Genomic DNA, 26,086 nt, shown 5'->3' on the forward strand with positions numbered 1-26,086 from the left:
TCGTAACGAAATACAACAGAGTAATCATTCCCGCCGACATTAGCAATGTAATTACCATGATGCCTGTCATGCCCATCACTACCCCCTCCTCTCCCAATATGTTCCAGACTTCACTATACAGGAAAAACATTTTTTTGTATAATTCAGTCTGATATGTCGCGCAAGAGCAGAAAGAAGGAATGGAATTGGCAGCTGAGATTAGTTATGTATCGACAGAAGAACAACTGGAGCAAGCCCTGGGAATTCGCCATCACGTTTTTGTGATCGAGCAACAGGTGCCTGCCGAGATTGAGATTGATCAATATGATGTCATCAGTCCGGATGTGCATCATGTATTGTTAAGTACGGATGGCCAAGCTGTAGCCACAGGACGTCTGATCTATTACAGCAAGGATACGGCCAAAATGCAGCGGATCGCAGTGCTTGAATCTCATCGTTCATTTGGTTATGGACGTGTGCTTCTGCTCGCGATGGAGGAGCTGGCACGTGAACTCGGTTTATCCTATTCTGTACTGGATGCTCAATGTCAGGCACAGAAATTCTATGAAAAACTGGGTTATGAAGTGATTTCGGAAGAACCTTTTTATGATGCAGATATTCTGCATGTTCGTATGAGAAAGAGCTTGTAAACCCTCGGCGTTGGCAGGTCTTATCAGCATATGATGCATACTTCCGAGGAAATCGGATAGGCTAATCAGGTAAGCAGATTCCTATCTCGTCATATAAGGAGAGTGTGACATCATGGATCAAACAACACGCGAGAGTTTCACAGCCGTACAGAAAAATGGTGACGGTGACCTGACAGCCTTTCAGACTTCAGCAGGACGTGTACTGGATTATCAGCAGGCACTTGCAGAAGTAAAAGCTGGCGCTATTGCTGGTGTGAATGTATTTAAAGGCAAGGATGGCGAAATGTACATTCGCGGCGATGCCGATGGTGACCCAACCAACAACCTGGACCAACTTCCCCATTTCTAAAATAGATGCACACGTTGTATGTGTGACATAGTAAGCGCCGATCCGGATATCCGGGTTGGCGTTTTCTTATTATGATTAGTAGTCCGTAAAATATTTTGCGGAGTCCCCGGAAGGCTGGCTTTTGTGAATCGGTTGTTGTGCCTGTTCCCATGCCTGCAAAATCTGTATCCCTTCCATAGTAGACCGGTTCTCCCACGCGATGTGCCCGGTGCGTTCAAGCTCCAGCAATGACTCATGAATGTAAGCTCTGCTTCGTCCCGTCTTGTTCTCCAGTTCATCCATACGCGGCAGCCTGCGCCGTTGTCCTGCATAGTTCACCATAATACGCAAAATCTTGCGTTCAAAGTCGTTCAGCATACTTTACCTCCCCATTCAGATCGGTAACAGGACGCCATGCCAGAATACCTTGCTCCAGAAATGTTCGGGGCGAGCCTTCTTTTCCCGCTGATGCTCTAATCATCCCGCCACGTACACTGTTAATTCGAATCTGTCGCTGCGTAATCTGCCCTGCACGATCCATGTAGACAAGCTCCACCATCTCGCCAATATATTTCCCTAGCATAGTCATCCCTCCGACAAGAACGTTTGTTTGTATCCCTTATTATATGCGAACATAAGTTCTTTATTCAATAGTAAAAAAAGGATTTTTATAAAATAAAAAACCAGACTTTCACCTTAAGATTAAGGCAGTCTGGTTCATCCCATAGTGTAGCTAATATGAACACCTTGTATTGTAATCACTACGTTCATTAACGGATCAATGTCGATCCGATTCCGAAAATTGCACTTTTTTCAATTGCTGTGTAGATGGATTAAAATCAACATTCACATAGACTGCGAATTGTTTGCCGTCTTTCGCACGAACCCATAGCTTGAACTGTTCCCGTGATTGATCCGCTGTTAGAGAGGTACGACCGATATGCTTATAGTCCAAAATATCCACATTATACTTGGTCTGTGTTTCTTTGACCGCAATAATTCCCCACTTCGCATAATCAGGGATGGCGGCGCCTGTGCCTGATGTAATTCCGGCTAAACTCAGGACTACCGACATGACGGTAACGATGAGCATTCTCATTTCACTCACTCCTTGGGACAATATGTTTCTGTTATATTGCCCGTCCGGGTTTCATTTTACACGAATAAACGAAAGATCCAGGCCAGTGGCCGTAGGGAAAAAGGAACCACATGAACAAGCCGGTCAAACGAATCAGTAGGCTCCGTCCGGAAACTCATTCCCCAGTCACCCGAGAAAACGTGTTGTTGTGTCTTCGGCTCCTCAGGACGATCCAACCCGTATTTCTTTTCAAGTAACTCCCGCGTTTCTTCATCCACCTGAACCTCGTTCGTAACGACATATGCTGTGGCAGGCTCGCTGCTTATGTACATCAGAATCATTAGAAACATCACAATCCCAACTATTTGTATCCAACGCTTGTTCATCTCATCTCTTACTCCTTTATGGATTACTGACTCTCTTCTCTTGTACGTGAAGACTCGTTTGAATGTTTGATTATACATAAATTTGACCGTATTGGAAATAACAAATGGAAGAAGAGTTGAAGCATGCGTTATGCGATGCTTAAGTCCCATTTGGTTGTTTTTTTGTTTAAAAAACCCAATAGACGTGTAATAGGCCATGACAGAGTGACTTCACGATCTGAAACTCTACACGATCTGCAATACCAATAAGAGGAGGTTACACCCGAATGTTCAAACGCTTGGATGAAATCCTGATTGAGATTCCCAATGTCGAGAAGCCAGATCCGAATGCTGCGGCAGCTATACAAGAATTACTCGGCGGCAAATTCGGAGAAATGTCAACGTTGAACAACTACCTCTATCAATCGTTTAATTTTCGATCCAAAGAAAAGCTGAAGCCCTTCTATGACCTCGTCATGAGCATTACGGCCGAAGAATTGGGTCATGTTGAACTCGTGTCTCATGGTATTAACAAATGCCTCAGAGGTTCAACCGAGTACAAAGAACCCGACGACACACCGCTAGGTTCCGTGAAAGATGCTCGTCTGTCGTATCACTACCTGGCAGGTGCACAAGGCGCAATGCCTTTTGACTCTATGGGTAATCCATGGACGGGAGCAAACGTCTTCAACAGCGGCAATCTGGTCGAGGATCTGCTGCATAACTTCTTCCTAGAATGTGGCGCTCGTACCCATAAGATGAAAGTATATGAGATGACGGATCACCCGGCAGCCCGGGAAGTGGTTGGTTTCCTGCTGGTACGTGGCGGTGTGCATGTCGTGGCATATGCAAAAGCACTTGAGATTGCAACTGGCGTAAATGTCACCAAGCTGGTTCCTATTCCTTCACTGAACAACAAAGCCTTCAACGAGGCTCGTAAATATGAAGAAAAAGGCGTACACACCAAGCTGTATACCTATAGTGATAAAGATTTCAACACAATCGGCCAGATCTGGAAAGGAACTCACCCCGAAGATGGACAACCTCTGGAAGTCATTCAAGGGATACCTGAAGGATTCCCGATTCCGGAAGCTCCTGCGGTCGAGGAGGAGTTTGCACCAGGTATATCGCAAGAAGACTTCAAGGAAATTGCACGTCGTCTGAAAATGGCTGGGAATATTGCAGATTAAGGAACAATTTTGTTTAACAGGTTCTTTCCCTATATATATTGTTAACTGTATGTTTAAGTAAAGCCCTCGAACCCTGCTGCTGAATGCAGAGAGGATTTGAGGGCTTTGTTATAATAAATTTATGATACCATTTTATGGTGAAAAATAAGTATGTTGTATGCACGTCATTTCCTGAGAATTTAGCTGTAAAAGTAAACCGGATCTCTGCTGACATCGTTAAACTTAGTTAAACTCCAACACCGATTCCTCACGCTGACTCATGACTTCAATTAGCATGTTGGCACCCAGACGAAAACCTTGTGCAAACGCTGCTTCCGTATGCATGCCCTCACATCTGCCACACAAGTCAAATAACTGTTCAAGCTCACGGAATTCTTCCTCGCTCAATCGATTCTTCCATTGCTCTGTCAGAGCTGCAATCTGCCGCCCTAACGCTTGGTATTCAGGATGTGTCGGCATCATCATCTCATCCGGTCGAAGTCGTCCATTATATAATGCTTCTAATATCGAATTCATGTGCATCCTCCTGTATATCAATTCGCACCTCACTTGAATGAACGATCTACACATGGTAGGATATTTATGCAGTCGCTCATTTAAGTGATTGCGGGATAGGAAGCAGCATGTTCTTCGTGGGACTCAAGCTGCTTCCTTTTTTATTTTTGGAGCTCGTCGTAAATCTTCTCAATCCCTTTGCGAACGATGTCTGATCGATTCGTATTCAGTTTCTCAGCCGAAATATCGAGCTTGTTCATAATTTCCTCGTCGACACGTATATCAATCGTTCTGCTTTTGGGTTTGTCAGATTTAGGCCGCCCCATCTTTTTGGCGGACATTTGCTTCACCTCTTTTTTTGTCCTGACAATAATATATTATTGTCAGGACAAAAAGTCAATTTAATTATAAAACATACGTTCGTTTTTGTGACAGCAGATTCATAGATAAATCTATAGTCAGTAATCAGTTTCAATAATAAAACAACCTTGAAAGGTTAGGCGCTCAAGGTCGTTAGAGTACTATTTCACTCTTCCATTGGCTTTCCATATCTCACTAAGACATGCCAGAGTAATTTTAACTCTTGTAGAACTTCTCTGTAGGTTCCTCTATCGCTCCAATGGCTTGGGTTTCGTTTCAAGTCCATAGCTGCGGAACCAATGATATCTGCATCAATCAAATCACTTTTTGCAATTCTTTTGGCTAGTGAAGGCATCGAAGTACCTCGAAAATCCATTGGAACGTCATCAACCAATAGTGTAAAGCCCATGTGCCAATGGAGATCAATGGAATACTTTAAACATATCTGCTCTAAGATTCTTCCTGTATGTGTGCCTTTAAATGATGGGTCGGCAACAAGCAACTCTACATCTTTTTCAAGGGAAATATCACCATGAACCTGAGCTTCGATATAATAATCCAGATTTCGGTTCGGCTCTTGGCTTGATGGATTTTGGAATGGTTTCTCAAGATTGACGAGCATATGATCGATTAACTTTTGAACCGTTAGATTTCTTTCACCAATGGCAAAATCACTATAGAATACATCCCTCATAAGAGCAGCCAAAATGAGGTCAAATTCCTCATACGTTCCCTTTTCCTCGGGGTCTTGGTGAGAATCCAAATATGTATACGTGCAACGTTGAGAGACCTCAGTGGATAAAAGGAAGTAACATGATCCAAAACGCGGAGCAGGTCCATCGGGATGTAACATAACATTGAGTGCCCCATACTTGGGCCGTTCACTATTGGTTGAGCCATTTATTTGGTACGCTCCGCCAAACATTTTATTCTCCCAAACGTCACGTTCACCGCCTGAAAATGCGGAGACACTTCCATTTGATAAAAAAGTCTCAAACTGACTTTTATAAACTCCCTGCTCAAGTAGTGCTTCAGCCACGCTTTTCATGGTCGGATCTAATCGATCTGGGTGAAAGTGTAGCGCAATACTTGCATGAGATTTTAGTTTATTGATAGCTTTTTCAAATGTCTTCAGCTCGATGTTGGACATACGAAGGATTTCTCTAATGGTTTGCTCCGCCTCATTTTTGCGGCTTCTTGCATAATTGGTTACATGCTCTTGAGCTAATTGCTGAGACCTTGATAGTTTCATGGGCAGAGGAGTCCTTTCCCTTTTTATAGAATCATAATGGCGTTTTCCTTGTTTATCATATAGATTATAGCCTAGTTATAGTTTTGGATCTTCAATCTATTTTTCTGGGGATTAGTTCATTCTCAGGGAAATTCCACCAATTGGATTCCTCATAATAAATTGTTTTTGCCCAAAACTCAGGGGACTCATGAAAAATCAGGTCTTCTTCTGATAAAAAATCATTGCCTTCCCAAAAAGAATTAATCCTGAGAAAAGCTTCCTTCTCTGAAATATCAAATAATTCAATTAATAGTTGAACAATGTGCAAACAATATATTTCCGAACTCAAAAAGGTAGGGAAAAGAAGTTGGTATTTTAGCATTTTTATCACTCCATCTTCAATATTTCAGTCTTTCTTAGAATGCTAATTCCAAGTCTCTATGTATCCAACCTTCATCTTTTCCAAAAGCTCCAAGATAACCTCATCCAACTCCTCTAGTATCTCATCATGTGTAGGAGACTCCAGTATTCTTACCAAATCCGACCGTAACATACTTAGATGAGATACAGGCAATCGATCAATTAATCCAACCAAAATAAAATATTCCCAAGAAGAATCTTGGGTTTGCAATACATCCTTAATATGAGGAACTAAGTCCTCGCCTAGTCTCAATAGTATATCCTCTACCGGCTTAGAGATAGGCCAATTCCCGTCTTGCAACCACTCCATAAGCTCTGGGATGATAACTTTCAACTCTTCATTTCTAAATTCATTTAACTTGTTAACCGCTTCAAAGTCATGTTTGTCGCGGGGAAGACACGCCCTAATATCCATTTAGACTTCCTCATCTCTATGTGCAAAATCATATACTCCCTCTGTTATTCTACTGGCTCTACATCCTCTACTCTGATCTCAATCTCATCTTGATTCTTCGTCGTTGACATCGCATCTCTCATGCGAATCGTCCACATTCCTGCATCCTGATAAAAGTGTACATCTTCAATCACAGGAACACGTACTCTTTCTCCATCTGGTGAATATAGTCCACCCCGAATTGCGTCCGCCTCACTTAGATGGGCACCGTCTGGAGTATTTGGACAAGATACCGCTATCGTTTCTGCTCTGGCCTCCCCAGGATAGGGTTGATTTTCCGGGCCTCCATCCGTCCAGACTTCAACATAGGAGCCGATCTGCGGATCAGGCGCATTGGAGAACCATTTTGCCGGATAATACCGATTTCCTCCTCCGTTCGCACTGAAATCTTCATATGCAGGATCAACCACAAGAATGGAATTGTCTTTGCGTTCAACCACATAACCAGTGAAGCCCTTTTCTGTCGGTGAATTTGCAATAGTTTGTGCTGAGTTGCACTCGTTTGATCCAGCACATCCCGTAAGACCTAGTATCCAGATCGAGAGTATTGTACAAACGATACGAAGATTAGTCACCTCCTGGTTCCCCCCTCTAACAAAATTCACATTATACTTCTTAATGCTGACGTCTTAGATCAGGTTATTGTTGCATAACAATGGAGCCAACTTTGAGTGTTAGATTTACAAATACACCCAAAAGTCCTCTTGTTTTCTTTTGATACAAAACGTATCATTTATATTAGATAATATAATTAATGAGGGGGAATCATGTATGATCCAAAGTCCAAAAGCGGTAATTCAATCATTCATGCTATGTATTTTTACTATCTTACTTTACATTACATATGCTGAAGCATCTCATGCTGCTGGTTCAGCGGCATCACCTTCCACTTACGAGAATGATATCACCCTACCGGCTGTTGTTTATGGAAAAGTTACGGATAGAGGAGGAAATGTGATACCCCACGCCAAAGTTGAATATGAACTCAATCATCTAGGAGAAATAACGAAATATAGTACAGTAGCAGATGAGAACGGAAATTACCATATTGAGGCTGTTGTACGAGATTCCACAGATATGTATTTGTACGTCAGTGCGGATGGTTTCATCACCTACATTTCTTATAATAAACACGATACCTTCACGCTAAGACCTGGTGATGAGGTGAAGCATGACATCTGGTTGTATGAGCCTGCCACAATTATGGGTACGGTAAAAGACCAGACCGGCCAGCCCATCGCTGGCGCTAAAATTCAAGTTACAAGTGTCCCATACCTGGTCGAAACAGATGAAAATGGCAGATATACAGTAACGGGTATTGATTACGATTATAGTGCAAACATTGCAATGTGGGTTGATAGTGACAACTATGTTCCCTACGTGGAAGATCGTATATACATTCGAGCAGGTGAAACGATCCAAATCGACGTAGTGTTAGAAGAGGCTGCACATGTAAGGGGACAGGTGGTTGATGAAAACGGGGTACCCATGCCTGGGGTCAGAATAAGTGGTAATCCTACAAGAACAACGACTGATGCTCAGGGATACTTCATTCTCAGACGCACTATGGCAGGTTCAGTCGCACTAGCCGCAGACTTTACAGGGTATCCAAGACACATAACATTAGTAGATTTAGTCCCAGGAGATCATAACACAGTTAATTTTGTTCTTAAAAAGAATCCATGAATCTTGGGTTCTTTTACAATAACCTTAGCATAACCTCTGAGTAGTCTTCCATGGTCATCTATCGTATTTGTAAAACTGAATTTCCAGTATGTATAATCATAAACTAACCCAAAGACTCATGATGAATTCTCTATACGAATTCGGTCATGAGCCTTTCCTTATGTCCAAGCATGCAGATGTGACCATCGTAAACAGGTTGTTAAACCATTCACTTCTTTATATCCCTTTTGTACACGTACCTTCCCCATACCACCAACGCCGCACACAACAAGATCACACAATAAGCCCATACAAAAAACATGGCAAGCCCCAACCCGATGTTAGCATCCAGGCCCTTATCAAAGATCTCTGTGTATAGCGAAAAACCGAGTGGCACGGCGCCAACAACGAAAAGTCCAATGGACCATCCACCCCAGCGTTGGAAACCGGACCCCGCACGAGTACTGGAAAGTTTGCGAATCCCTTGAGTCAGAAGCCACCAAATCAGAATAAATAATAGACAGGTTATAAGAATTTTCAGCATATCGTTCAACTGCATATCGTGTACCTCCTTACACCTTGCAAGATGATGAACATATCTTACACGTTAAGCGTTCTCTTTACTATATTACCCGTTTCCACATCCATGATCACAGGCAGATAAGAGCACATTACCCCTGACCCACACTTGATCATGAAAAAGAAAAAAACGCCACCGTCCTGACTCCTTCCAAGTCAAGAATGATGGCGTTACTTCTCATATTTACAATGTTAAATCCACATCGAATAGGTTACGCACCAAACTGCGCATAGTGAAGGCGGCTGTACACCCCACCTGCTGCGAGTAATTCTTCATGACGTCCCTGCTCCGTAATGCCTTGTTCAGCAACGACAATAATGCGGTCTGCATTTTTGATCGTAGCCAATCGGTGAGCAATAACCAGCGTAGTCCGGCCTTCAGACAGCTCAGCAAGGGATTGCTGAATCGCCGCTTCCGTTTCTGTATCCAGCGCGGATGTGGCTTCGTCCAGGATCAGAATTGGTGGGTTTTTCAGGAACATACGGGCAATAGACAAACGCTGTTTCTGTCCACCGGACAACTTCACACCGCGTTCACCAATTAACGTATCCAATCCTTCCGGCATGGATTGAATCAAAGGTTCCATCTGTGCACGTCTGGCAGCCATCCAGATTTCTTCTTCGGATGCATCCAGCTTACCGTAGGCAATATTCTCGCGAATGGTTCCATCGAAGAGGAATACATCCTGTTGTACAATACCGATCTGGCTGCGCAAGGAATCCAGCGTCATGTCCTGTATCTCCTGCCCATCGATCGTGATGCGACCTTCCAGCACATCATAGAACCGCGGCAGCAGACTGCATAGCGTTGTTTTACCTGCCCCCGATGGACCGACAAGCGCTACGGTTTCACCTGCACGCACGTTTAGATCAATACCTTTGAGCACAGGCTCCTGATCCGAATAACCAAAGGTCACTTGCTCATAACGGATATCTCCACGCAAATGGGATACCGATACGGCCCCTGGACGATCTTCCACATCCGGTTCCATATCAAGCAACTCCGTATAACGTTTGAAGCCTGCAATCCCTTTCGGATACGTCTCAATAACCGAGTTGATCTTCTGAATTGGTGTCAGGAACACATTGGACAACATAATAAATGCAATGAACTGACCGTAGGTCATACTGCCTTGAATGACAAACCATGTTCCGCATACCAGGACAAAGAGGGATACCAGCTTCATCAGCATATAACTGACAGAGGAGTTCCAGGCCATGATTTTGTATGCAATTAACTTGGTCTGACGGAAACGACCGTTGTTCACAGCGAATTGTGCTTTTTCATGCTCTTCATTGGCAAAAGCCTGAACAACACGGATACCTGTAATATTGTTCTCTACGCGAGCGTTGAAGTCCGCAATATCTCCGAACATTCGGCTGAATGCCTTGGACATTTTGCTACCAAAGTAGAGCGACAGATAGATAATCAGCGGTACGATGATAAAGGTTAACACCGCCAGATTCCCGTTAATACTCATCATGATGCTGAATGCACCAATTAGCGTCATGACCGCGATAAATACATCCTCTGGACCATGATGGGCAATCTCACCGATATCCATCAGATCGTTAGTCATGCGGGACACGAGGTGTCCTGTTTTTGTATTATCGAAGAAACGGAACGATAACTTCTGCACATGATTAAACAGACTTTTACGCATATCCGTCTCGATGTTAATACCGAGCTTGTGTCCCCAATAGGTAACCACGAAGTTGAGAAATGAATTCAATAAGTAGATGCCGAGCAATGCCAGACACGCCCATAGAATCCAGTCCCAGCGGCCGCCTGGCAGCAGATCATCGACTACCCGGTTGACTGCCAGTGGAAAAGCCAGCTCCAGCAGGGCGACTAAAATCGCACAACTGAAGTCAAGAATAAAGAGCTTTTTGTAAGGCCTATAATAGGCAAAGAAACGGCGAAGCATGGACTGAAGTCCTCCTTATGCAACCACACAATGGTGATTACGTTCTATTTCGTCTTGCTTAAGAGGTACAGGAAGTATGGTGCACCAATAATGGCAACCAGGATCCCCGCAGGAATCTCCGAAGGCTGCAGGATGACACGACCCAGCGTATCTGCAACCAGTACAAGCAATGAACCGATCAGTGCAGATGCGGGTAACAGGAATTGATGTTTTGGACCCACCAGACGACGCGCCAAATGCGGTCCGATTAGACCTACAAAACCGATCCCCCCACTCACAGATACACATGAGCCGGCAAGTCCTACAGCAGCCGCAAGCAAAATCAGTCGCTCACGCTCAACCGGAGTCCCGAGTCCGCTTGCAGTCTGGTCCCCCAGATTCAGTACGTTCAATACACGTGCCTTATACAGAACTAGCGGGACAAGAATAATAAGAAACGGTAGCAATGCCGTTACAAATTTCCAGTTCGAACCCCAGATGCTGCCTGCCATCCAGGTAGCTACAAATTGATACTTTTCCGGACTAAGCCTTAACGTAAGCACGATCATGGCAGAACTGATTCCCGCTGCTACCCCGATCCCTGTAAGCAACATACGCGTAGGCAGGATGCCCTCTCCTTTTTTGTAAGAGAGAATGTAGATCAGAAATGCAGCAAAACCGGAACCGATCAGGGCCAGAATTGGCAAAAGAAATACCGGCGCTGCTGTCGTTGTCGGGAAAAAGGAAACAAATAACATGACGACCAGACCAGCACCTGCATTAATCCCGAGGATCCCCGGATCTGCCAACGCATTCCGAGATACTCCCTGCAAAATACAACCAGATAACGCAAGTCCGGCCCCGACCAGCACCGAAATCACAATACGTGGCAGACGGAATTCAAACAGGATCAATTCCTGTTTAGCCGTGCCTCCACCAAACAGGGTTCGCATCACCTCAAGCGGCGAAAGCTTGGTAAAACCTGTGTTCATGCTCACCACAAAAGCCGTAATAATTAATAGGGCAAGCACAATGAGGACAATCGTACTCTTGGTTCTCTTCTTGCGCTCTGCTCCAACTATTGTTGAGGATTCCATCGTTACAGAGTCCTCCTTTCTTTACGCGCCAGATACAGGAAGAATGGTACCCCGATGAGGGCAACCAATGCGCCAATTGGCGTCTCGTACGGCGGGTTAATCATACGTGCAGCCAGATCCGCAAATACAAGCAGCAAACTGCCCATCACAGCGGAACATGGAATAATCCAGCGATAATCGACCCCAACCAGCTTCCGCGTAAGATGGGGAATGATGAGTCCAACAAAACCGACCGCACCCACCACGGACACAGCGGTACCCGCGAGAATCAGTACAACAATCAGGCCTATGAGCTTGATCAGCCCAGTACGTTGCCCCAAGCCTACCGCAATATCTTCTCCGAGACTAAGCAGAGTAATGGAACGGGAGATGAGAAGACCTGCGATCAGGGCCGCGAGTACCCAGGGGAACATGACCTCAAGTTGAGACCACTTCGTTCCGGCTACACCACCGGCTGTCCAGAAAGCCAGATCTTGTCCAATTCTGAAATACAATGCAATCCCTTCACTGAGTGCCGACAACATCGCTGATACAGCCGCACCTGCAAGCACAAGGCGTAGTGGTGTAAGACCTGATTTGGAAGCTGCACCAAAACCATAAACCAACAGGACACCAAGCCCTGCCCCAAGGAAGGAATACATGATGATATACATAAATGGCAAGCCAGGAAAGAAGGCAAAACAAACTGCAAGCGCAAATCCAGCGCCCGCATTTAACCCAAGCAGACCTGAATCGGCCAGCGGGTTACGAGTCATGCCCTGCATGATCGCACCAGCTACAGCGAAACATGCACCTACCATTGCTCCTCCAAGGATACGTGGTAATCGAATCTCCCATATGATCTGATGTGGAGTCAGCTCAGGATTGAAATCAAAGATGGCCTTCCAGACTACACTAAGCTTAATATCAGCAGCGCCAAATGAAATGGACAACGCCATACCCAGAGCGAGTAGCAAAACTCCCCCTGTAAGAATAAGTGTCGCTGCCCACGGACGAGTGTGTATCTTCGCTGTGGGTGAATCCGGATTATGTTTTTCTGGTGAAGCTTGTGAATTCATACGCGCCCACCCTCGTTATGAGTGGAGCTGCTCAAACCTATGTACATAACAATCACCTCTCTATAAATACCAAACTTTAATGATATTGATTCTCATTCCCATAGACCATTGTAAGTGAATCCACCGGCTCTGGCAATGGACAAATAGGACATGTTTATTGCATATATGAAGATTTTCACACAATTTTACACCCAAAAAGGCTGCGCAGGAGCCAAAAAGCTCGAACACAGCCTTATCATTGCCTATGTAGAACATGTAAAATACAGACTCGTTTAACGAGCATGTACCGTAAGTAAGGATGCCAGGACATCCGGAACATCGGTAATGATTCCTTGCACACCCATGTCAATCATGGCCTGCATCTCAGCAGGATCATTCACCGTAAATGGATAGGTAACAACGCCATGTGCCAGTGCAGCAGCAACATCCTCTTGTGTGACGGCCAGCTTGTAGGGATGAAGGCCTGAAGCTTCGAGTTTGGCGGCATAATCATAGGGACGATATAACTTTTCCATATATAGAAGTGCTGTACGAATCTCCGGGGCAAGACGTTTACATCTCACAAGCGAAGCATGATTGAAGCTGGACAGCACAACCTGTTGCTCCAGATTCCATTCCCGGATCGCCTGTATGACCTTCTCTTCCATCCCTTTATAACTCACAATACCATTTTTCAATTCCAGATTAAGCAGGGTTCCTTTCCCCTGTACCAGCTTGAATAACTCCTCCAGAGAAGGAATACGTTCCCCGGTAAAATCAGCATGGAACCAGGACCCCGCATCCCGTGTGCGCAATTGATCGTAAGTCGTATCCTTAACCCAGCCTTCTGCGCCGCCAGTTCGACTTAACGTCTCATCATGAATCAGTACCAGTCTGCCATCACTCGTCATCTGCACATCGGTCTCAATGCCTGTCGCTCCAAGCTCCAGACTTCGTTCAAAAGCGCTCATCGTATTCTCCGGGCATACGGCAGATGCACCACGGTGGGCAATAATCTCCATGTTCCTCATTCCAGCGCCTCCTGTGTTCAAGCTTCACTCTATGATCATCACTATAAACACGGTTTGTTAGACCTGTATTAACAGAACGTATAATCGGTTGCCTGCTTCGCTAATACTAGCGACCGAGTTCAACATCTAACGGGCTGGGGATTCACTCATTTTTGCGAACTCAATCTGAAAATCGACATAACATAGTATGAACGATGGAAGCACTGAACTCCGTTATAAGGAGGTTGACTATTGAATCCCTCAAAGAAAAAATCGATACCTACGCGTCCTCACACATCCCAGTTACAGTCGGCTTCCAGGCTTTCCAGAACATCTGTCCATATCAAAAACAAATCCGGCAAGACGGCTAATCAGCGTTCTCTTAACTCCAGTTCACCCAACACACTGGATCAGCTGGCTATTGTTGCAGCAATACTCTCCTTAATTGCAGCCGCCATCGGGCTATATATCGCCTGGAAATCGTTAAGTAATCCGGATCAAACTGCTGTTGTGGTGTAAGCTACTTGTTGCGCAGCTAATGGCTCAGGAGGCTCTCTCCTGCTTCTGACCTTATTCAGGGGCAGGTTTTTGCTTTTTCAATTACTCAACGTATGCTGGAAACGTCAAAAAACCGTTCCCCTGAAACGCCGGCATATACCGGCGTCTCTTTGGAAAGGTCATTTTTTATTCGGGCGCTGCCTCTGCAGCTTAATCCTCGTCCCGGGATACTGACCGAATTACAGAATGAATGTGCGAGAGATAATAACCAACAGAATGAACAATACCAGAATTGCACCTGTTGATGTCCATGCTCCACCACCGAAGCCTCCGCAATATCCGTAACCTGTGCCTTTGAGTTCGCTCATGAGTGACACTCCCCTCTTCATCGAAGTACACTATAGACTATGTCCGATAGCGCAACTTGCTTGGGCAGATCGAAAATTCTCCCGAGGAACGAGTAGGTTCAGGCCCGTCTTCTTATGCACTCATTTCCCGTTGAGTTGTGACCACTTCTGAGTCAGCTCTGCAGGAATATAGGATGACATTTGTTTGATCAGTTCAGCCGGATCAGCTTCCAGACTCCACAGACTAAGATGGGAGGTGTTGGAGAATCCTTCCTGTACGCTGTGTTCTACCATCTTCATTAACGGTCCATAATATCCGTTGACATTTAATAAGCCAACAGGCTTACGATGAATACCGATCTGTGCCCAGCACAGCACCTCGAATAGTTCTTCAAATGTACCCATCCCTCCGGGAAGTGCAATGAATCCATCGGATAATTCAGCCATCGTAGCCTTCCGTTCATGCATGGTTCCCACTTCAATCAGTTGTGTGAGCCCTCCATGAACAACCTCTCCCCGGAACAATCCGGTAGGCATAACCCCGATAACCTCTCCCCCTTGTTCAAGAGCAGCATCGGCTACTGCACCCATCAAGCCCATGCAAGAACCACCATAGACCAGTGCATAACCACTATCAGCAATCTGTTTGCCCAGTTGAACAGCCTTCTCTGTATAATCGGGGTGATTTCCCGGATTGGAGCCTGCAAAAACAGCTATACGTTTCATTGGGTTTCACTCCTTCTCGTGATCTTTTAGATTGAACTAAAGAATATTTACACTTGCCACTTCGATGACAGAACAACCTTCCGATCGCTGTTATCCCCAGATTTTTTGATTCAATTTTACAAAGGTGAATATCTTGGGATAGCGTATGCTTCCGATGTAGCTTTCTTTCAGAAAGCTTTTAGGCGAACGCTCCGCTTCTTCAGGTTATTTCTGCCCTCTACGTTCTCGTGTAAATGTTTAGTTCAATTTTCTATTTTAATAGTATACAACATGAATGTTATGGGTATGTACAACGTACAACAGGTTAACAGAACCAATGGGCAAAAAAATACCCGACCGTTTGCAGCCGGTCGGGCTCCCATTTCAATACACATCAATTTAGAAGGGGTTGTTATTACCTAATATACAGACCAAATATTAAATCCGTATGATTTTTGCATGAAATGATTATTAAATCTTCGTATAACTAACGTATCCCACGGCGTGAACGTACGACAAACATATGCTTGTCTTTACGAAGAACCCGACCATCTGCAAGTTCAACCTGATCCTCGTCATGACGCAGAATCGTCGTGGATAACGCTACAATTTTGGCCCGGCGCCAGATCATAACCTGTGACTTGAAATAGATCGCATTTTCGAACTGAATCGCCTTTTTCATCACATATCCAACCTTGTGCACTTCAGAACGCGCTTTCTTTAAGGGAAGACTCTCTTCGGGAAGAGGTCTGATCATTGCGATATTGTCAAACGATACCTTAATCCGTTTCGGTCCGATCCGTACACATTCCGCTTCTTCATCCCACTCAACCAGCGTTCCCTTCAATGGCTCCCGTATGCCTGTTGCACGATATACCGCTACTTTTCGTCCTATCCAATGTCGCAATGTTCTCACCTCCATCTGTCTAGTTTTCAGGTATCTTCCAATCAATCGGTTCAATACCTTTGGAGGTCAAGAAATCATTGGCTTTGGAAAAGGGACGACTGCCAAGGAATCCACGATGCGCAGCCAGCGGGCTGGGATGTGTAGACTCCAGTACCAGGTGCTTGTCCCTGTTAATAAAAGCACCTTTCTTCTGGGCATGACTGCCCCACAGCATATATACCATCGGCTCCGAACGTTCATTCAGCGCACGAATGACAGCATCCGTAAATGTCTGCCACCCTAGTGCCTGATGCGAGTTAGGCTGACCTTCACGAACCGTCAGAACAGCATTTAATAGCAAGACTCCCTGCTGTGCCCAATGAACCAGAGATCCATGATTCGGAATTGGCAGGTCCAGATCGGCATGAAGTTCCTTATATATATTTTTCAGAGAAGGCGGTACGCGCACCCCCGGTCTAACCGAAAAGCTCAATCCATGAGCCTGACCCGCTCCGTGATAAGGGTCTTGACCAATAATAACAGCCTTAACCTGATGATATGGCGTCAGCTTCAGTGCGGAGAACAGGTCTTCTTTGGGCGGAAAGACCGTCTGCGTTTTGTACTCGGCGGCGAGAGTGTAACGAATCTTGTTAAAATATTCGGCTTCCGTCTCTTCCTGAAGCACCTTGTCCCAATCGTTTCCAAACATATGTATAGGCTCCTTTCCCCTGATGAATGCAGTTTCGTTCAGCCCAACTACTGGGCTCTACCTTCTGAGAGCCGCATGTCATGCAACTCATAGACTATCCACCATTTTAACATAACCGGGGACAGCAGACCAGAATTGCGCATCAGGTATAAGTCCACCTCAAAAAAAACCGTATTCTTGCTACATTCAGTATATTCATACAAAAAAGTCACCTCGCTGTTGCGTGATGACTTGATGAATTTACACTTGAACGGGTACCTCTTCGACTTCTTTCACAAGTACACTGCTGATTCTTCGTAACCCTTCCTGAAGGACAGAACGCGGACAAGCCAGATTCAACCGAATACAACCCTCACCATTGGCTACAAACATATGACCATCTTCGAGCAATACACCCGCTTGCTCAGCGAAGAATAAAGGTAAACTTACACTTGGGGGCGCATATGCCGAGATATCAATCCAGGCCAGATACGTGGCTTCCGGGATGTGAAAAACAGCCCGTGGCAGATGCTGCTTCACATACTGTTCTACGCAGGCGAAATTGGCGTCTAGATAACCTTTTAATTGTTTCAGCCATTCATCACCCGTTTCGTAAGCCGCTTGAGTGGCAGCGATGCTCAGTGGGTTTTTGAAACCATAATGACGTGCCTGCCAGATGTCTCGAAGTGCCTTATTTGGAATGATGACATTGGAGAACATCAGACCAGCCATGTTGAATGTTTTGCTCGGAGACATGCATGTAATGATTCGATCCGTATCCGGGAACAGCTTTGCAAGTGGCGTATGCCTCTTACCCGTCCGCAGCAGATCACAGTGAATCTCATCCGAAATGACCCATACGTTGTTCCTCAGGCAGATCTCACCCACACGTTGTAACTCTTCGGTTGTCCAGACACGTCCAGACGGATTATGCGGGTTGCAGAAAATACATACCCTTACCTTCTCATCCTTGGCCTTGGCTTCAAAATCCTCAAAATCAATGGAGTAACGCCCCTGCTCGTTGAGCATATCCGAACATACCAGTTCAAGATCATTATGCTCCGCAGCTGACTTGAAGAAACCATAGGATGGGGTCACGATCAGTACTTTCTCATCCGACTGACAGATATATTCCACCAGTTCATACAAAGCGGGAATGATCCCGTTTGAGGTCTCCAAATGCTCCTTCGGGAAGGACCAGTCATAGTATCTTTTCATCCAGTTCGAGACAGCTTCGTAATACGCCGGATCAAACACCTGGGAGTAACCCATGATTCTACGGTCCAGACGCTCCTTAACTGCATCCAGAATCTCGGGAGGTGTGGCGAACTCCATATCTGCAATCCACATGCGAATAAATTCTTCATCTTTGAATGGAAAAGTCATGTCCTCTGTGGCATTAAAAATATATTGACGGAAACCATCCGTATTCATGGCATTTGTACCTGTGCGGTCTATAATCTCATCAAAGTTATATTTCATAGCTTCTGCTCCTCTGTCTGCTCAACATTTCATTGTCGTTTCATGTCGTATTACATCCATTATTTCATGACGCAGGAATTGCATCAAATGTAATACAATCTATTCTGACGAAACAAATGAAGTTTATTGTTTCTCCAAAATAGGTATTTCCGTGAAAAAGTGATATATTTCTCATATAACATCATTTTTATGAATGACTTTCATCATTTTCACGTACTCTCAAGAAACATTGGCATAAGGAGAACCGATTATGAACAATATCAATCAGGAAGTTGGCAAGAAAATACGAAACTTTCGGAAGTGGCGGGGACTGACCATTCAACAGCTTGCGGATCAGATCTTCAAAAGCAAAGGCACGCTGTCCAAATATGAGAGCGGAGATATTACACTTGATCTGGTCACGTTACACCATATTGCTAACGCGCTCAACATTCAGGTGGAGCAACTCTTGTACCAAGATCCCAGACACGCGTCTCCCCTGATGAATGCGGTCCCGTCCAGCTTTTTCAAGAACTCCACACGTTTCTATTCTTACTTCTATGATGGGCGGAACAACAGTCTCATTCGTTGTGTCATTGACATGATGGCTCAGTCGGATGCCAACCGTTATCGCACCGTGATGTATATGAATGTGAAGGATTTTGAGAACTACCAGGAGTGCGAGAATATGTATTGGGGCCACACCGAGCATTATGATACACTCACCACGCTGATTTTGAAAAATCAGGCCACGCCGCTGGAGAATCTATATATTAATATTCTGGCGTCTTTTCAGGAATCGGAGAAAAAATGGGGACTGATGGCGGGTGTCTCTTTCAGACCTTTCATGCCTATTGCGCTCAAAATGTTATTCTCCAGAACCCCGCTGCCCGAGAATCAGGAGTTATATAATGAATTAAAAATTTCAAAGGAAGATCTGCGGACCCTGAAAATATACAACATGCTCGCTGTCACCTGAACAACGCAGCGTGTCACACATTCTCATATCATATGGATGGAGACAGTCCCTCCCCATTAGAAAAGGCACTTCTATAAGCTGTTGAAACCAGCTCATAAAAGTGCCTTTTGCTTTGCTGCCTATTCGACCCGGAAATAAGCGACTAATGCTTAGTTTTTAATTAAATCCAGCGTCTCGTCAAACATTTGTTTCTGTTCCTCAATCTTGTTCTCATTACCGATCACGCAGCGCTGTTGCTGTTTAAGTACGGCCGATAAAAGCTCAGCAAAACCGATAATGTCGCTTTCCTTTGTACTTAACACTTCGTCACGTTCCTGTTGTAGATCCGCTTCAGTCACATTCGACAGATAACACTCCAGCGAGAATGCACCTTCGCCATAAGGTGTCCTCGGCGTATCGAGATCCTGAATCGCACCAATGATATAACGCGTCATCTCCCGCTCGTCTGCCCGGAAATCTTTCAAATATTGCGGTATTTCTTCATATACTTTGTACGTTTTATCCAGGTTCGGATCACGATACGATGCAACGTAGCTGTCTCCGTTCCGTCTGAAGCCTGACATACAGCCATAAGCTCCACCTTTGGCGCGGATATTGGTCCACAAGTAATCCAGAGACAGTATCCCCTGCAAGACCCGTAGTGAACCTGTGTATTGATATCCTTTGTTGATATAATTGCCCGTTTGCACCACATACTGCACCTCTGAAGGAGAACGGAATCCTTCCTTATGAGTAGCCGGTGTGAACGTAAACTCTTCCTTGGCAACCTCATGTGTAAACAGCTTCGCTTTCAGGTCGGATACCTGTTGCTCCAGTCCTTCATATCCCTGCTCATCGGCAGTATAGCTGACAAGCAAGTTCTCCGGTCTGAAAATATACCCCGTCAACTCTTGCAGACTGGAAGATAACTCTTCTTTTCTCGCCTCAAAGTTCGCCTGAAGATCCTCAAGCCACTGGTAAAACGCGATACCACTCACAGCTTCTCTGAAATCCGCAACCGCTGAATGTTTGGACGAAGACCGGCCAATTCCTGCTGAATGTCCACTATTGATCAGATTACGTTGCAGATTACCTTTCATTTGAGAGATGATCTCATACAATCGCTTCGAATTATCGAATTGGGAAGTGAACACGATTTCTTTGATCATATCAAAGGCAAATCCAAGCTTGTCATACAACACTTTCGCGTTGAACTCATAAGTAGCCTTGAATTCATTGTGCTTATGCGCGTTAGCATAAGATCCAATCCCGCTATGAATACCACCTGAATGGATATGGATTTCATTGGACAATTCATTGAACGAGTAGTTTTGAGTATCCACGTAACCCAACACATTTTTCAGCAATCCTGCATACGGCAGGAGATGACGTGGCACTTCTTTGATATCAAACAGCAGTCTCAGATAACCAATTCCGTTGGTGTAGAGGTTATGATGGAGAATGGTTGTGCCGTCGACCTGGTTCACCGTTTGATGCAACGTAGAGACCTTCGGTTCAATATCTTCGATCGATAACGTCGGGATGACCTGCTGCTGCTCTTTGGTTGAAGGTGTATTCTGATACTCGGCGAGAGCTTCCGTTTTCTGAATCAACGTCTGAACTTCTTCCTCACTAAGACCAGCCTGAATAGTTTTCAGACGTTCTTTCAACGCTTCCTCCTTGCGTGAGTTCAGCCCCTTATCCGGGGTAAGCGCCACAAAAGAAGTATGTGTGTTTTGTAATAAATACTTCTCGATCAATTGTTCGAAGTAACCCTCGTTCATTTTTGTCCGCAGCTCAGCAAATACGTCATTGGCCTCCAAATGGGTGAAAGGTGCATCTTCATCGTACAACCAGCTTTGCAGGGAAGAGAATCCGTAGATCAGGCCCTTCGGCATTCTGCCATAGTCCGCTTCCCTGTGATTGAACTCATATGAGTTAATCCCTGCGAGTAGCGCTTTAGGATCAAAACCTTCTTTTACCACACGCTCAAGCACTTCTTTGACCGTTCCCAGGAAATCCTCTTTGCTAGACAGATTGCTCTTCTTCAGTCCCACAGTGAATACAGGTTGATACAGACTGTCATCATAGGAACCGTAGACGTCCTTCGCAATGCCCTTATCCAGCAACGCCTGCTTCAGTACCGCTCCCGGAGCGTTCAGCAGTGCATATAACAAAATTTGGAACGAGATGTTCAGTTCCTTATCCAGACTTGTGCCGATCACCGCGTTATAGGTTAAGAAGCTGTTATCCACTTCCGATTCCGTACTTCCCGCAGAGTAAGTCTTAACCGTGTCTACCCGTTCTGCAAAGGCAGGTTGAAGTTGAATGGCCGAATCAATCTCAATTCGATCATATGCACTCAGATAGTTTTCATCCAGCCATTGCAGCTTCTCTTCCATGTCCATATCGCCGTAGAGATAGATGTAACTGTTGGAAGGATGATAGTATCTCGTGTGGAAATCCAGCAACCCCTGATAAGTCAGATCCAGGATAGCTTCCGGGAACCCGCCAGACTCGGAGGAGTACGTAGTATCCGGGAAAAGGGAGTTCAGCACTTCTCTGCGCACCATTCGTTCCGGTGAAGAAAAGGCACCCTTCATCTCGTTATATACAACTCCGTTGTAGGTTAACTCATCATCTGCAGAGGTCAGATTGTAGTTCCAGCCCTCTTGCAAAAATATCTTTTCATTCTCATAAATATTCGTATTCAATACCGCATCCAGATATATATCCATCAGGTTATGGAAATCATGGTCATTACGACTCGCGATCGGGTAGATCGTCTTATCGGGATACGTCATGGCGTTAAGGAATGTATTCAATGAACCTTTCAGCAACTCAACAAAAGAATCCTTGGCCGGAAATTTCTTGGACCCACAGAGCACGGAGTGTTCGAGGATATGGGCTACCCCTGTATCATCTTCCGGAGGTGTGCGGAAACCGATACTGAATACTTTGTTGTCGTCCTGATTGGACAAAAGTACAATTTTGGCTCCGGATTTCTGATGTTCCAACAGATACGCATCCGATTTCAGTTCTTCGATTCTGCGCTCCTGTAACACCTTGTATGGCTTAAGCTGTTTCAACATAAACTTGAGTCCTCCGTCCATAAGATTGTTTTATTGGTTTTGTGACTCTACATAAGTTCAAATATGTTTATTTACACGGGCACTCCGATGACAGAACAACAGCTGTCCTCTCCGTTATCGTGTAAATGTGTAGTTGAACCTATATCGTTCAGCAAGGTAGAGGTAATATATGCCTACGGATAGTATACACCATTGTTCCGTCTCTTCATAAAAGTCAGATAAATGTACCTTCTGATATGTATTATGCAGGGTTTATGTTTATGAGCTGCATGGTGATGTGGTCTGCAATGAAGTGACATTGATATTACAGAACATAAAAAAAGATCGCATGCAGCTTGGTTAACAAGCGTCATACGATCTTTCTTTTTAAGATGCCGAGGACCGGGATCGAACCGGTACGGTAGTCACCTACCGCAGGATTTTAAGTCCTGTGCGTCTGCCAATTCCGCCACCCCGGCAGGATTATGTATTTCTTGGCGACAAGAAATATCTTACCATGAACTAATTAACTTTGCAACACTTTTATTAAAAATAATAAAAAAAATGAAACAGGCACTGCAAGCGTCAGCTCACAGTGCCTAGAAAGTCCGAGTTGCGGTCCCGGACTTCCGGTAAACCAATCTATATTAAGGGAGGTGTGAGATAAGAATACCTCCCCAACATTAAAGAAACCTAAAATCAGCCTTAAATTAAACTAAAAAAGTAAAATAGGTCGAACACGAGCCGCTTCTTCCTCACTGCACTCCACGATAACCAAGATATGGTCCTTTAACAGCCAATCTTCGTAATACCGCGCATCCTCCTCCGAGATCCCCGCTTCAGTCAGTGTAAGCACCAAATCATCGGTCTCACTTCCAATCTCATTACCAGCGAGTCTGCGCACTGCATTTCCGATCGACATCGTCTGATCCATCCGCTTCCCCAGACCAGCCAATATGCCTTTCAGAGCGCCAAAGGCACCATCTGTTCCGGCACCCTTCAAAGGTTTGGGCAGCCCCGTCTTTTCGCTCACCAGCTCCAGATTGAGCTGTTCCTTCGCCACCGCTCCCAAATATTTATCCTTGATGCCTTCCTCTTTCACCTTATTCAGCATAATTATAGCCTCGTTCTCGGTACGGGCCAGCCCAATAATCAATTGTGTCATTCCGTTCCCCTCCTTTTACCCTAATATAACCCCGTAATCCCCATTCAAAAACGGATCATCCACAGCTAAGACAAATCACCTAGAAGAATGTTGATTTCTCTTCTGGAAATCTATACCTAGTTCTGATAGACTAGATAAAGAAGACAAATTAACCATTGAAAACATTGACATATGGATTTAACATCTCATAATCAGGAGCAATGACTTATGAAAAAAGAGGTAGAAATTGCCATCCGGCGCAAGCAACAGATCATGGTTCGTAATACAAGTGGTCAGACGGTAACCGGATTTCCCGAGCGTACCGCTGATACATCCATTCTCTCCTTACGTACGGTTCACGGCAGTCTGTGGATACCGTTTGATGAGGTTGAACATGTTACGCGTCTGTTAAGCATCCGTTCTCATCATTTAAGCGGAATGCAACTCGTTTAGTCGGCTCTGTAATCCTAGAAACTCCAGTTCCCGTATAGATACGTTAACTAGATCTATTTATGCCAGCACTTTACACCAAAAAACCAGACGCATGCACGTCTGGTTTTTCTCTTCTACTTATCCTGTACCACGCTGCCACTGACCTCACAACAAAGGCCTTACAATCCTTATTTCTGCCCAACCATATCCTGTTGTTACTTCACTACAAACTTCACTCGTGTTCCATCCGGATATGTACTTAACTGATTCCCTACCCATGAACCTGCACCACGATTATCCTTCGGGGTAATGTACTGGATATCTGCACCTGTTCCTCCCTCAGCACACATCGCCATGGGCCACTCGTCACGATCCTTACCTTTTTTGACCGGAACACCCTTAAGTGATAGATCCCGATTGCCTTCCGCTCCATTACGATTAATGGTGCATACATCCGAATGCCCTGCCTTGATAGCAGCTTTAATATGTTTGGCTGTTTCGGGATAACGCTCTGAAGGGAACGTAATGGTATGGTCTACACTCTTATTAGTCCCACCGAATGGATTAGGTATCTCCTCGGGCCATTCTCCCCCAGCCCAGGCGTAGAGGGCTACCAGCAGCATTGCTACCAGCGTCAGTACCTGCTTTTTGAAACCTTGTTTGCCTTTACGCTTTCTTCTTGTGCGTCTCTTACTCATGCTGTGTCTCCCCCATTCAACACTTGCATTATAACAGAACGCCCGTTCGTAAAACAATCCAATACAATAAAAAAACAGCCGAGACCGCCCGGCTGTCCTGCTTGATTGATTATCCTACATTGGGAATGGCCTGTTGGCGCAGCAAGGGCAGTGTCACCTCAAACTGTGTGCCTTTCCCTTCTGTACTCTCCACCGAAATCTGACCATTCATCAGTTCCAGCAGTTCTTTGCAGATGGTCAGACCAAGACCACTTCCGCCAAATCGGCGCGCATGGGAGATGTCGGTCTGGGTAAATGCATCAAACAATTGTTCGATCTGATGCTGAGGAATGCCAATTCCCGTATCACGTACAGAGAATACCAATACAACGGTATCCATCAGTTGTTGCCTCACATCCACCTGTAACTGCACTTCACCTTGTTCAGTGAACTTGATCGCATTACTCAGCAAATTATCCAGTACCTGCCGAAGTCTTAGCGGATCACCGATAAGCACATCAGGAACATTCAAATCAGCATGACAGAGCAGACGTATTTGTTTATTCTGCGCCGCAGGTTCATGTGTCTTCACAATCTGTTGAATCAGCTTCAGAGGTTGAAACTCAATGTTTTCAACATCCATTTTGCCTCTGCCCAGTTTCGCCATATCCAGGCTATTGTTAATGATGTTCAGCAGCGCCTCACCTGATTGACGTGCAAGCTCCAGATATTCTGTCTGCTCATCCGTAGTTTCACCCATACTGGCAAGTTCGATCATGCCCATAATGCCGTTAAGCGGGGTACGAAGCTCGTGATTCAGCTTGCCGATGAATTCCAACTGCCCTCTGCTGTTCATCTCAGCCATGGAAGTTGCGAACTTCAACTGCTGTTCGGCATACTTCCGTTCTGAAATATCGTATTGAATGCCTACAAAATATAAACACTCTCCGGATTCATTAAAGATCGGATCAATATTCAGTTCGTTCCAGAACTTCTGACCACTTTTTGTATAATTTAAAATATCAATCTTAATGGATTGTTGTTTCTTTAATGCATCACGAATCTGCATTACCGTTTCGGGGTCTGTATCCTGCCCTTGCAAAAATCGGCAATTGTGTCCGACAGACTCTTCATACGTGTATCCTGTCAGTTGGGTAAAGTGTTCGTTTACATACATGAGCGGAAGCTCAGGCAAGGTAGCATCGACCACCGTCACGGAGGATTTCACTTTCGAGATGATAAATTCCCATTGTAATGAGAGTTGATTATGTTGGCTCATGCCTTCCTCCTTCATCTCACACACATTAATGTTTATATATTCTGCAATCGTACATTATAAGGAGAGAAAACTAACCAGTCGGAATGTGTTGATAT

At 44.9% G+C, this 26,086-nt stretch carries 31 protein-coding genes and 1 tRNA gene; 7 read left to right on the forward strand and 25 right to left on the reverse strand.

The annotated features are described in order from the left end of the window. The first annotated feature begins 185 nt into the window (after window positions 1–185). Together BS614_RS24055 and BS614_RS24060 are read left to right on the forward strand one after the other, a co-directional pair. Window positions 186–629 carry a GNAT family N-acetyltransferase gene (locus BS614_RS24055; RefSeq protein ID WP_036614958.1) on the forward strand — a complete coding sequence of 148 codons (444 nt, stop codon included), beginning with the start codon at window positions 186–188 and terminating at the stop codon, window positions 627–629. A gap of 112 nt (window positions 630–741) precedes the next feature. Beyond that, window positions 742–978, forward strand: a complete 237-nt coding sequence (locus BS614_RS24060) for a DUF3892 domain-containing protein (protein ID WP_017687389.1) — start codon at window positions 742–744, stop codon at window positions 976–978. Window positions 979–1,053: 75 nt separating this feature from the next. Here BS614_RS24060 and BS614_RS24065 read toward each other — a convergent pair whose 3' ends face one another. From BS614_RS24065 to BS614_RS31625, 4 genes are all read right to left on the reverse strand, one after another. Further along, window positions 1,054–1,335, reverse strand: coding sequence for a hypothetical protein (locus BS614_RS24065; protein WP_074095808.1), 282 nt, complete (start codon window positions 1,333–1,335; stop codon window positions 1,054–1,056). Further along, the gene (locus BS614_RS24070; protein ID WP_074095809.1) at window positions 1,319–1,540 is read right to left on the reverse strand and encodes a hypothetical protein; all 222 of its coding nucleotides are present in this window, start codon (window positions 1,538–1,540) and stop codon (window positions 1,319–1,321) included. The genes BS614_RS24065 and BS614_RS24070 overlap by 17 nt, the downstream gene beginning before the upstream one ends. Window positions 1,541–1,735: 195 nt before the next feature. Next, window positions 1,736–2,056, reverse strand: coding sequence for a DUF3889 domain-containing protein (locus BS614_RS24075; protein ID WP_036614744.1), 321 nt, complete (start codon window positions 2,054–2,056; stop codon window positions 1,736–1,738). Window positions 2,057–2,112: 56 nt separating this feature from the next. Continuing rightward, entirely contained in the window at window positions 2,113–2,421 is a 309-nt protein-coding gene (locus BS614_RS31625) for a hypothetical protein (RefSeq protein WP_157116190.1), read from the reverse strand. 266 nt (window positions 2,422–2,687) lie between these two features. Here BS614_RS31625 and BS614_RS24085 point away from each other — a divergent pair, with 266 nt between their 5' ends. Beyond that, window positions 2,688–3,590, forward strand: a complete 903-nt coding sequence (locus BS614_RS24085) for a manganese catalase family protein (protein ID WP_036614750.1) — start codon at window positions 2,688–2,690, stop codon at window positions 3,588–3,590. Window positions 3,591–3,812: 222 nt separating this feature from the next. Here the strand turns inward: BS614_RS24085 and BS614_RS24090 are convergent, their stop codons facing one another. From BS614_RS24090 to BS614_RS24115, 6 genes are all read right to left on the reverse strand, one after another. Beyond that, complete coding sequence (locus BS614_RS24090; RefSeq protein ID WP_074095811.1) at window positions 3,813–4,106, reverse strand: DUF6809 family protein; 294 nt, start codon at window positions 4,104–4,106, stop codon at window positions 3,813–3,815. Between the two features lie 140 nt (window positions 4,107–4,246). Continuing rightward, the gene (locus BS614_RS24095; protein ID WP_047843716.1) at window positions 4,247–4,426 is read right to left on the reverse strand and encodes a ribbon-helix-helix domain-containing protein; all 180 of its coding nucleotides are present in this window, start codon (window positions 4,424–4,426) and stop codon (window positions 4,247–4,249) included. Between the two features lie 185 nt (window positions 4,427–4,611). Then, window positions 4,612–5,697 (reverse strand): DUF3626 domain-containing protein, encoded by a 1,086-nt coding sequence (locus BS614_RS24100; protein WP_074095812.1) that lies wholly within the window; start codon window positions 5,695–5,697, stop codon window positions 4,612–4,614. A gap of 91 nt (window positions 5,698–5,788) precedes the next feature. Beyond that, window positions 5,789–6,058 carry a hypothetical protein gene (locus tag BS614_RS24105; RefSeq protein ID WP_074095813.1) on the reverse strand — a complete coding sequence of 90 codons (270 nt, stop codon included), beginning with the start codon at window positions 6,056–6,058 and terminating at the stop codon, window positions 5,789–5,791. 42 nt (window positions 6,059–6,100) lie between these two features. Then, window positions 6,101–6,511, reverse strand: a complete 411-nt coding sequence (locus tag BS614_RS24110; RefSeq protein WP_074095814.1) for a DUF5071 domain-containing protein — start codon at window positions 6,509–6,511, stop codon at window positions 6,101–6,103. A 44-nt stretch (window positions 6,512–6,555) separates the two neighbouring features. Further along, entirely contained in the window at window positions 6,556–7,125 is a 570-nt protein-coding gene (locus BS614_RS24115) for a DUF3221 domain-containing protein (protein WP_074095815.1), read from the reverse strand. Window positions 7,126–7,321: 196 nt separating this feature from the next. Between BS614_RS24115 and BS614_RS24120 the strand changes: the two genes are divergently transcribed. Beyond that, window positions 7,322–8,236 carry a carboxypeptidase-like regulatory domain-containing protein gene (locus BS614_RS24120; protein ID WP_074095816.1) on the forward strand — a complete coding sequence of 305 codons (915 nt, stop codon included), beginning with the start codon at window positions 7,322–7,324 and terminating at the stop codon, window positions 8,234–8,236. Window positions 8,237–8,444: 208 nt separating this feature from the next. On the opposite strand, the gene BS614_RS24125 is transcribed toward BS614_RS24120, so the two are convergent. The 5 genes from BS614_RS24125 to BS614_RS24145 form a co-directional block, all read right to left on the reverse strand. Continuing rightward, on the reverse strand, window positions 8,445–8,774 hold the full coding sequence (locus tag BS614_RS24125; protein ID WP_074095817.1) for a hypothetical protein: 330 nt from the start codon (window positions 8,772–8,774) through the stop codon (window positions 8,445–8,447). Window positions 8,775–9,006: 232 nt separating this feature from the next. After that, window positions 9,007–10,722, reverse strand: a complete 1,716-nt coding sequence (locus BS614_RS24130) for an ABC transporter ATP-binding protein (protein ID WP_074095818.1) — start codon at window positions 10,720–10,722, stop codon at window positions 9,007–9,009. Window positions 10,723–10,766: 44 nt separating this feature from the next. Then, window positions 10,767–11,798: a FecCD family ABC transporter permease gene (locus BS614_RS24135; protein WP_074095819.1), complete on the reverse strand. Its 1,032-nt coding sequence runs from the start codon at window positions 11,796–11,798 to the stop codon at window positions 10,767–10,769. A 2-nt stretch (window positions 11,799–11,800) separates the two neighbouring features. Next, window positions 11,801–12,856 carry a FecCD family ABC transporter permease gene (locus BS614_RS24140; RefSeq protein ID WP_074095820.1) on the reverse strand — a complete coding sequence of 352 codons (1,056 nt, stop codon included), beginning with the start codon at window positions 12,854–12,856 and terminating at the stop codon, window positions 11,801–11,803. A gap of 272 nt (window positions 12,857–13,128) precedes the next feature. Further along, window positions 13,129–13,866, reverse strand: a complete 738-nt coding sequence (locus BS614_RS24145; RefSeq protein WP_074095821.1) for a glycerophosphodiester phosphodiesterase — start codon at window positions 13,864–13,866, stop codon at window positions 13,129–13,131. Window positions 13,867–14,097: 231 nt separating this feature from the next. Here BS614_RS24145 and BS614_RS24150 point away from each other — a divergent pair, with 231 nt between their 5' ends. Continuing rightward, window positions 14,098–14,364, forward strand: a complete 267-nt coding sequence (locus tag BS614_RS24150) for a hypothetical protein (RefSeq protein WP_036674861.1) — start codon at window positions 14,098–14,100, stop codon at window positions 14,362–14,364. 218 nt (window positions 14,365–14,582) lie between these two features. Here the strand turns inward: BS614_RS24150 and BS614_RS32420 are convergent, their stop codons facing one another. The 5 genes from BS614_RS32420 to BS614_RS24170 all read right to left on the reverse strand — a co-directional run bounded on the left by BS614_RS32420 (window position 14,583) and on the right by BS614_RS24170 (window position 18,451). Further along, window positions 14,583–14,711 (reverse strand): hypothetical protein, encoded by a 129-nt coding sequence (locus BS614_RS32420; protein WP_255319930.1) that lies wholly within the window; start codon window positions 14,709–14,711, stop codon window positions 14,583–14,585. Between the two features lie 120 nt (window positions 14,712–14,831). Continuing rightward, a complete protein-coding gene (locus BS614_RS24155) occupies window positions 14,832–15,416 on the reverse strand; it encodes an LOG family protein (protein WP_017687370.1) in 585 nt (194 codons plus the stop codon). A gap of 466 nt (window positions 15,417–15,882) precedes the next feature. Beyond that, window positions 15,883–16,302 (reverse strand): hypothetical protein, encoded by a 420-nt coding sequence (locus tag BS614_RS24160; RefSeq protein WP_017687369.1) that lies wholly within the window; start codon window positions 16,300–16,302, stop codon window positions 15,883–15,885. A 19-nt stretch (window positions 16,303–16,321) separates the two neighbouring features. Next, window positions 16,322–16,990, reverse strand: a complete 669-nt coding sequence (gene ung / locus BS614_RS24165) for a uracil-DNA glycosylase (RefSeq protein ID WP_017687368.1) — start codon at window positions 16,988–16,990, stop codon at window positions 16,322–16,324. Between the two features lie 240 nt (window positions 16,991–17,230). Beyond that, the gene (locus BS614_RS24170; protein ID WP_074095822.1) at window positions 17,231–18,451 is read right to left on the reverse strand and encodes a MalY/PatB family protein; all 1,221 of its coding nucleotides are present in this window, start codon (window positions 18,449–18,451) and stop codon (window positions 17,231–17,233) included. A 250-nt stretch (window positions 18,452–18,701) separates the two neighbouring features. On the opposite strand from BS614_RS24170, the gene BS614_RS24175 reads away from it, so the two are divergent. Then, complete coding sequence (locus BS614_RS24175; protein ID WP_074095823.1) at window positions 18,702–19,409, forward strand: helix-turn-helix domain-containing protein; 708 nt, start codon at window positions 18,702–18,704, stop codon at window positions 19,407–19,409. 149 nt (window positions 19,410–19,558) lie between these two features. Here BS614_RS24175 and BS614_RS24180 read toward each other — a convergent pair whose 3' ends face one another. From BS614_RS24180 to BS614_RS24190, 3 genes are all read right to left on the reverse strand, one after another. Further along, window positions 19,559–22,480, reverse strand: coding sequence for an insulinase family protein (locus BS614_RS24180; RefSeq protein ID WP_074095824.1), 2,922 nt, complete (start codon window positions 22,478–22,480; stop codon window positions 19,559–19,561). 372 nt (window positions 22,481–22,852) lie between these two features. Next, window positions 22,853–22,938: transfer RNA gene (locus BS614_RS24185), tRNA-Leu, on the reverse strand. A gap of 236 nt (window positions 22,939–23,174) precedes the next feature. After that, on the reverse strand, window positions 23,175–23,624 hold the full coding sequence (locus BS614_RS24190) for a general stress protein (RefSeq protein WP_047843724.1): 450 nt from the start codon (window positions 23,622–23,624) through the stop codon (window positions 23,175–23,177). A 207-nt stretch (window positions 23,625–23,831) separates the two neighbouring features. Here BS614_RS24190 and BS614_RS24195 point away from each other — a divergent pair, with 207 nt between their 5' ends. Then, window positions 23,832–24,056, forward strand: a complete 225-nt coding sequence (locus tag BS614_RS24195; protein ID WP_017687353.1) for a hypothetical protein — start codon at window positions 23,832–23,834, stop codon at window positions 24,054–24,056. Between the two features lie 194 nt (window positions 24,057–24,250). Here the strand turns inward: BS614_RS24195 and BS614_RS24200 are convergent, their stop codons facing one another. Together BS614_RS24200 and BS614_RS24205 are read right to left on the reverse strand one after the other, a co-directional pair. Further along, complete coding sequence (locus tag BS614_RS24200; protein ID WP_047843725.1) at window positions 24,251–24,733, reverse strand: NucA/NucB deoxyribonuclease domain-containing protein; 483 nt, start codon at window positions 24,731–24,733, stop codon at window positions 24,251–24,253. A 109-nt stretch (window positions 24,734–24,842) separates the two neighbouring features. Then, the gene (locus BS614_RS24205; protein ID WP_074095825.1) at window positions 24,843–25,991 is read right to left on the reverse strand and encodes a sensor histidine kinase; all 1,149 of its coding nucleotides are present in this window, start codon (window positions 25,989–25,991) and stop codon (window positions 24,843–24,845) included. Between the last annotated feature and the right edge of the window lie 95 nt (window positions 25,992–26,086).

It is taken from the genome of Paenibacillus xylanexedens (assembly GCF_001908275.1).
Taxonomy (GTDB): domain Bacteria; phylum Bacillota; class Bacilli; order Paenibacillales; family Paenibacillaceae; genus Paenibacillus; species Paenibacillus xylanexedens_A.